At 73.3% G+C, this 7,323-nt stretch carries 7 protein-coding genes; all 7 read right to left on the reverse strand.

Annotation, left to right across the window (positions count from 1 at the left end; translation table 11 throughout):
- Positions 1–631 (reverse strand): shikimate dehydrogenase (locus ABZ914_RS42740; RefSeq protein ID WP_500200501.1); only part of this gene is annotated, 631 nt, incomplete at its 3' end.
- Positions 632–655: 24 nt separating this feature from the next.
- Complete coding sequence (gene mltG / locus ABZ914_RS42745; protein ID WP_500200502.1) at positions 656–1,825, reverse strand: endolytic transglycosylase MltG; 1,170 nt, start codon at positions 1,823–1,825, stop codon at positions 656–658.
- On the reverse strand, positions 1,822–2,280 hold the full coding sequence (gene ruvX, locus ABZ914_RS42750; protein ID WP_500200503.1) for a Holliday junction resolvase RuvX: 459 nt from the start codon (positions 2,278–2,280) through the stop codon (positions 1,822–1,824). The genes mltG and ruvX overlap by 4 nt, the downstream gene beginning before the upstream one ends.
- Positions 2,281–2,376: 96 nt before the next feature.
- On the reverse strand, positions 2,377–5,046 hold the full coding sequence (alaS, locus tag ABZ914_RS42755) for an alanine--tRNA ligase (protein ID WP_433136544.1): 2,670 nt from the start codon (positions 5,044–5,046) through the stop codon (positions 2,377–2,379).
- Positions 5,047–5,048: 2 nt separating this feature from the next.
- The gene (locus ABZ914_RS42760) at positions 5,049–5,369 is read right to left on the reverse strand and encodes a hypothetical protein (RefSeq protein WP_500200504.1); all 321 of its coding nucleotides are present in this window, start codon (positions 5,367–5,369) and stop codon (positions 5,049–5,051) included.
- Entirely contained in the window at positions 5,366–5,794 is a 429-nt protein-coding gene (locus ABZ914_RS42765) for a DUF948 domain-containing protein (protein WP_190856567.1), read from the reverse strand. The genes ABZ914_RS42760 and ABZ914_RS42765 overlap by 4 nt, the downstream gene beginning before the upstream one ends.
- A 214-nt stretch (positions 5,795–6,008) precedes the next feature.
- Complete coding sequence (locus tag ABZ914_RS42770; protein ID WP_500200505.1) at positions 6,009–7,274, reverse strand: replication-associated recombination protein A; 1,266 nt, start codon at positions 7,272–7,274, stop codon at positions 6,009–6,011.
- Between the last annotated feature and the right edge of the window lie 49 nt (positions 7,275–7,323).

Below are 7,323 nucleotides of genomic sequence, written 5' to 3' on the forward strand. Positions count from 1 at the left end.
CGGCGCCGGACGCGGCGACCGGCCCGGCGAAGGCGTCGGCGGCCCGTCCCGGCAGGGTCGACACCACCAGCCCGGCGGGCAGGTGGTCGGCGACCCGGTCCAGGGTGACGACCCGCACCGCCAGCCCGCAGCGCTCCCCGACCTCGGCCGCCTCCGAGGCCCGCCCCGGGTCGCGGACCGCGAGGACGGCCTCGTCCAGGCCGAGCTCGGCGAGCGCGGCCAGCGCCGACGCGGCGGTCGCGCCGCCGCCCAGCACCACGGCGGGCCCGGGCGAGCCGAGCCCGGCCTCGCCGAGCGCGGTGACGATGCCGTACACGTCGGTGTTGTCGGCGTGCCGGCGCCCGTCCCGGAAGACGAGCGTGTTGGCGCCGCCGACGCGCTCGGCCAGCTCCGACACCGAGTCGGCGAGCTTCAGCGCGACCCGCTTGAGCGGCATGGTCAGCGACAGGCCCGCCCACTCCGGTCCGAGTCCGTCCAGGAACCGGGCGAGGCCGTCCTCGCCGCACTCGACGGCGTCGTAGCGCCAGCCGTCCAGGCCCATCGCCGTGTACGCCGCCCGGTGCAGCACCGGCGACAGCGAATGCGCGATCGGCGATCCCAGCACGGCGGCGCGCCGCCGCACGTCACCCACCTGCCCGCTCCGATCCGTCACGCGTCAGCCGTTCGGGTGCTTCTTCTGCCACTCGCGGAACTCCTGCTCCAGCCTCTGGCGCTCCGCGTCGGTGCTGGCGAACTTCGTGACCTTGTGGGTGGGGTCGGTGGCCACGAAGTACAGCCAGTCCCCGGACGCGGGAGACAGCGCGGCCTCGATCGCGTCCGGGCCGGGGTTGCAGATCGGTCCCGGCGGCAGGCCCTTGTGCTTGTAGGTGTTGTACGGCGAATCGACCTGGAGGTCCCTGTTCCGCACGTCCAGCGTCCGCTTGTTCAGCGCGTACAGGACGGTGGTGTCGAACTGGAGCGCCATGCCGTTCTTGACCCGGTTGTAGATCACCCGGGAGATCTTCGGCAGGTCGCTCGGCTTGCCGCCCTCCGCCTGCGCGAGGCTGGCCAGCGTCAGCAGCTTCAGCGGGCTGAGCCCCGCCTCCTTCGCCTTGCCCTCCAGGTCGGAGCTGCTCGCCTCCTTGTTGAACGCGTCGATCATCTGCTGGACGATCTTCCGCGCCGACCCGTTGGGGTCGAGGTCGTAGCGGCCCGGGTACAGGAAGCCCTCCAGGTTCCCGCCGGCGTACGACGGCAGCCCGAGACCGTTCGTGTTCTTCGCGACCGCCTGGAAGTCCCGGACGGGGATGCCGGTCTTCTTCGACAGCAGCTGGAAGACCTCGATCGCCCGCTTGCCCTCCGGGATGGAGATCTGGTTCCCGGCCCGCGACTTCGGGTCCAGCAGCAGCGCCATCGCCGCCTTCGACGACATCTGGAGGCGCATCTGGTAGAAGCCCGGCTGGATGCTGGAGGCGCGCGACTCGGCGTTGTAGACCTTCACGAACGCGCGGGTGCTCTTCACCACGCGGTGCTCCTGGAGCGTCGTGGCGATCACCGCGCCGCTCGCGCCGTCCTTCACCTGGACCGTGACATTGCCGGTACCGGCACCGGAGTAGTCCGGCGGGTGGAGCCGGTTGTCCAGGATCGCGACGCCGAACACCCCCGCGGTGCCGAACACCGCGACGATGAAGGCCAGCGCGAACAGGAACGCCGCGCGGCCGCTGCGGCGCCGCCGCTTCTGCCGCTTGCGGGCGCGCCGCTGGTCCCGCCGGCTCGGCGGCTCCTGCGGCTGCCCCTCCTCGTACGGATCACCGTACGGATCGGAGAAAAGGTCCAAATCGTTCATGAGCTCCCCCGGACGATCTCGCCTGGGGGGCGCTCGGTCAACCGTTCCCCGTCCAGGGCCGCTTGAAGCAGGACCGCGGCGGCGGCCTGATCGACGACCTTGCGGCGGGCCTGACCGCGCACTCCCCCCGCCCGCAGCCCGCTCTCGGCCGTGACGGTGGTGAGCCGCTCGTCGTACAGCCGGACCGCCTCCGGGGGAAGGCGGTCCGCCAGCCGCGCGGCGAACCGGCGCGCCGACTGCGCCGCCGGGCCCTCGCGGCCCGACAGCGACGTCGGCAGCCCGACGACCACCTCGATCGCCTCGTGCTCGGCCACCAGCTCGACGAGCCGGTCGACGTCGCCCCTGCCGCTCTTCACGGTCTCCAGGGGCGTGGCGAGGATCCCGCCCGGATCGCACCGGGCGACGCCGACCCGGACGCTGCCCACGTCCACCCCGAGCCGCACGCCCTGCCTCATCGCCCCGCTCCGCTCTGCGGTGCGGGGCGCTCCACGGGGGACGCCGCGTCCCTCACGGACCTCATGACGCGCCGCCCCTTAATCCGCCCGCGGGGCTCACGCGGCCCCTACGGCTCGTTCGACCGCGGCGAGCGCGTCGTCGATCGCGGCGGGGTTCGCACCGCCGCCCTGCGCGAGGTCGTCCTTGCCGCCTCCGCCGCCGCCGAGCGCCTTGGCCGCGAGGCCGACGAGCGCGCCCGCCTTCAGGCCGCGCCCGCGCGCGCCCTCGGTGACGGCGACGACCACGACGGGACGGTCCTTCGGGACGCCCGTGACCATCACGACGGCGGGCCGGGCCTGCAACCGGCCGCGGACGTCCACGGCGAGCTTGCGCAGGTCGTCGGCGCCGGTGCCGTCAGGGGCGCGGTGCCCCACGAACGCGGTGCCGTTCACGTCCTTCGCGCCGTCGGCGAGGGACCCGGCGGCCGCGAGGATCTGCTGCGAGCGCAGCCTCTCCAGCTCCTTCTCCGCCTCGCGGAGGCGGCCGACGACGCCGGAGATGCGCTCGGGCAGCTCCTCCTTGCGCGCCTTCATCTGCTCGGCGAGCTGCGCGACCAGCACGCTCTCGCGGGCCAGGAACCGGAACGCGTCGATGCCGACGAGCGCCTCGACGCGGCGGACGCCCGCGCCGATGGACGACTCGCCCAGCACCTTCACCAGGCCGAGCTGCCCGGACCGGGCGACGTGCGTGCCGCCGCACAGCTCGCGAGAGTAGTCGCCGACCTCGACGACCCGGACCTCGTCACCGTACTTCTCGCCGAACAGCGCGAGCGCGCCCATGGCGCGGGCCTCGTCGATCGAGGTGTGGAACGCCCGCACGTCCAGGTCGCCGATGAGGACCTCGTTGACCTCGTCCTCGACGTCGCGCAGCACGCTCGGCGGGACGGCGCCGGAGGCGGTGAAGTCGAACCGGAACCGGCCGGGCGAGTTCTCCGAGCCGGCCTGCGCGGCGGACTCGCCGAGCGCCCGGCGGAACCCGGCGTGCACGAGGTGGGTCGCGGTGTGCGAGCGGGAGATCGCGGCGCGCCGGGTCAGGTCGATCTCGGCGTGCGCGGAGTCGCCGGCCTGCGCCTCGCCGCTGCGGACCCGGCCGCGGTGCACGATCAGCCCGGCCAGCGGCGACTGCACGTCGTGCACATCGATGACCGCGCCGTTGCCGAGCCGGATCACGCCCTGGTCGGCGAGCTGGCCGCCGCCCTCGGCGTAGAACGGGGTGCGGTCGAGGACGACCTCGACCTCGGTGCCCTCGCCCGCCGCGGGCGCGTTCGCGCCGTTGACCAGCAGCCCGACGAGCCGGGCGTCACCGGTGACGTCGTGGTAGCCGATGAAGTCGACCTTGCCGCCCGCGCCGGTGAGCAGCTCGTCGAGCACCGAGACGTCGAGGTTGCCGGTCTTCTTGTCGCGGGCGTCCTGCTTGGCGCGGTCCCGCTGCTCCTTCATCAGCCGGCGGAAGCCCTCCTCGTCGACCTGGAGCCCGGCCTCGGAGGCCATCTCGAGGGTCAGGTCGATCGGGAAGCCGTAGGTGTCGTGCAGCTTGAACGCCTGGTCGCCGGCCAGGGTCCGGCCGCCCGACCGCCGGGTCTCCGCCACCGCGGTGTCGAAGATCGCGGTGCCGGTGCGCAGCGTCTGGAGGAAGGACTCCTCCTCCGCGTCGATGACCGTGTGGATGTTGGCGGCGGTGCGGACCAGCTCGGGGTACTGCTCGCCCATCGCGGCGATCGCGACGGAGGTCAGCTCGTGCATCAGCCCGGCGTCCTGGCCGCCGAGCAGCCGCAGGTTGCGGATCGAGCGGCGCAGGATGCGGCGCAGCACGTAGCCGCGGCCCTCGTTGCCGGGGCGGATGCCGTCGGCGACCATCATCGTCCCGCTGCGGACGTGGTCGGCGATGACCCGCAGCGACACGTCGGCGCGGTGGTCGCGGCCGTAGGTCGCGTCGGTCAGGTTCGCGGCGCGGTCCAGGACCCGCCACAGGGTGTCGGTCTCGTAGATGTTGTCGACGCCCTGCAGGATCGCCGCCATGCGCTCCAGGCCCATGCCGGTGTCGATGTTCTTGGCGGGCAGGTCGCCGAGGATCGGGAAGTCGGTCTTGCTGTTCCCGGGGCCCCGCTCGAACTGCATGAAGACGAGGTTCCACACCTCGAGGTAGCGGTCCTCGTCGGCGACCGGGCCGCCCTCGCGCCCGTACTCGGGGCCGCGGTCGTAGTAGATCTCCGAGCAGGGCCCGCAGGGGCCGGGGACGCCCATCGACCAGAAGTTGTCCTCCATGCCGCGCTTCTGGATGCGGTCGAGGGGGACGCCGACCTTGTTGTGCCACAGGTCGCGGGCCTCGTCGTCGTCGTGGAAGACGGTGACCCAGAGCTTCTCCTCGGGGAAGCCGAACCCGCCGTCCTCGCGGGAGCGGGTCAGCAGCTCCCAGGCAAACGGGATCGCCTGCTCCTTGAAGTAGTCCCCGATCGAGAAGTTGCCCAGCATCTGGAAGAACGTGGCGTGCCGGGTGGTCTTGCCGACCTCGTCGATGTCGGGCGTCCGGACGCACTTCTGCGCGCTGGTCATCCGCTGCGACGGCGGGGTGCGCTGGCCGAGGAAGTACGGCTTGAACGGGACCATGCCGGCGTTCACCAGCAGCAGGGTCGGGTCCTCGGCGACCAGGCTGGCGGAGGGCACCACCGTGTGCCCGCGCTCCTCGAAGAACTTGAGGAAGCGGCGCGCCACCTCTGCCGACTCCATGATCAGTGGCCATCCTTCTCGTCGTCGATGATCGTGTAACGCGCCCGCAGCACCCGGCGGGGCCGCGGCCCCGGGGTCTCGGGCGGAGCCTGGTCCATGCGGACGGCCTCGCGCAGCTCCTCCTCGCGGGCCTGCATCTCGGTACGGACGTCCGCCGCGAAATGCCTCAGCCGCTCGCCGGCGGACTGCCCGGTCGACACCGCCCGCGCCGCGACCCCTTCCGGGGACCAGCTGCGCGCGAACCGCTCGACCCGGCGCTTGACGCGGTGGGTCGCGTAGACGCCCGCGCCCGCGCCGACCGACATCCAGAAGAGCCTCTTCACCTGCGCCCCTTCCCCGAGGAGCGGGCCGGAAGCTGCGGGCGGCCGGACGCGCCGGACCCCCCGGACCGGCCCTCCCCGTCGCGGCTGCTCAGGGCCTTGCGCACCCCGTAGGAGAAGGCGGCCGCCTTCACCAGCGGCCCGCCCACCACCGAGGTCATCACGGTGGTGACGGCCGAGACGTTCTGCGTGACGCCGGCGACCTGCTTGGTGATGACGTCGGTGCGGCCGAGCTGCTCGTTGGCGCGCTTCACCGTCGTCGTCATGTCGTCCAGCAGCGGGGCCGCCTGGTCGCCGAGGTCGCGCACGAGCTTGCTGGCCTCGCCGAGCAGCCGGGCGAGCCGCAGCAGCGTCAGCGCGACGAACGCGACGAGCACAGCCCAGAACACGGCCACGATGAGACCTGCCAGCTGTCCACCAGTGAGCATGAGGGCTTCCGTTCGCTGTCGTTCCGGCCCGGGCCGGGCACGGCCTGACAGACCTTACCGGGCCGGGCGTGGGCCATGGGCGCCCGTCACGGCCGTGCGGCGGCGGACGCCGGCCGTCCGGCCGGGCCGCCGGGGCCGCGCCCGGGGCCGTTTCCGGCAGAGTAGCGGGCCTTCGCCGCCGATGCCGGGAGCACGGCGCCGGAAAGATCGATCTTCATCGGTCCGGGGTGCCGCGCAGCACCGAGCGGATCCGGGCGAGGACCTCGGTGAAGCGGGACTCGGCGCCGTGCCGGGTCGGCCGGTAGTACTCGCGGCCGTCCACCGAGTCGGGCGCGTACTGCTGCCGGACGACCCCGCCGGGGTGGTCGTGGGCGTACTTGTAGCCCTTCCCGTGCCCGATCTTCGCGGCGCCCTTGTAGTGCGCGTCCCGCAGATGGCCCGGGACGGGCCCCGCCAGGCCCTTGCGGACGTCGCCGAGCGCGCCGTCCACCGCCATGATCACCGCGTTGGACTTGGGCGCGAGGGACAGGTGGATCACCGCCTGCGCGAGGTTGATGCGGGCCTCGGGCAGCCCGACGAACTCCACCGCCTGCGCCGCCGCGACCGCCGTCTGCAGCGCGGTCGGGTCGGCCATGCCGACGTCCTCGCTGGCGTGCACGATGAGGCGGCGCGCGATGAACCGCGGGTCCTCGCCGGCCTCGATCATCCGGGCGAGGTAGTGCAGCGCCGCGTCGACGTCGCTGCCGCGGATGCTCTTGATGAACGCGCTGATCACGTCGTAGTGCTGGTCGCCCTCGCGGTCGTAGCGGACGGCGGCCCGGTCGACGGCCTTCTCCAGCACGTCCGCGTCGATCACCGCGCCGTCGTCGACGACGAGGGCGGCGGCCTCCAGGTAGGTGAGGGTGCGGCGGGCGTCCCCGCCGGCCAGCCGGATCAGGTGGTCCTCGGCGGCGGGGTCGAGGCCGACCGTCCCGGCCAGGCCGCGCTCGTCGGCGAGGGCGCGGCGGATGACCTCGCGCAGGTCGTCCTCGCCGAGCGGCTCCAGGGTGAGCAGCAGCGACCGCGACAGCAGCGGGCTGATCACGGAGAAGAACGGGTTCTCGGTGGTGGCGCCGATGAACGACACCCACCGGTTCTCCACGGCCGGGAGCAGCGCGTCCTGCTGGGCCTTGTTGAAGCGGTGGACCTCGTCGACGAACAGGACGGTCTGCCGGCCGGTCATGCCGAGCTCGCGGCGGGCCAGGTCGATCTCCGCGCGGACCCGCTTCACGCCGTCGCTGACCGCGGAGATCTCCACGAACCGGCGGGAGGTGACGTGGCTCACGACCGTGGCGAGGGTGGTCTTGCCCGTACCGGGCGGGCCCCACAGCACCAGCGACATCGGGACGTCGCGGTCGACGAGCTGCCGGATCGGGGTGCCGGGGCCGAGCAGGTGGGCCTGGCCGACGACCTCGTCCAGCGCGCGGGGGCGCATCCGCACCGCGAGCGGCTGCCGCCCGGCCTCCGCCGCCGTCGCGGGCGCCGCGGCC

Origin of the sequence: Spirillospora sp. NPDC046719 (assembly GCF_040645715.1) — a bacterium.
GTDB lineage: Bacteria > Actinomycetota > Actinomycetes > Streptosporangiales > Streptosporangiaceae > Spirillospora.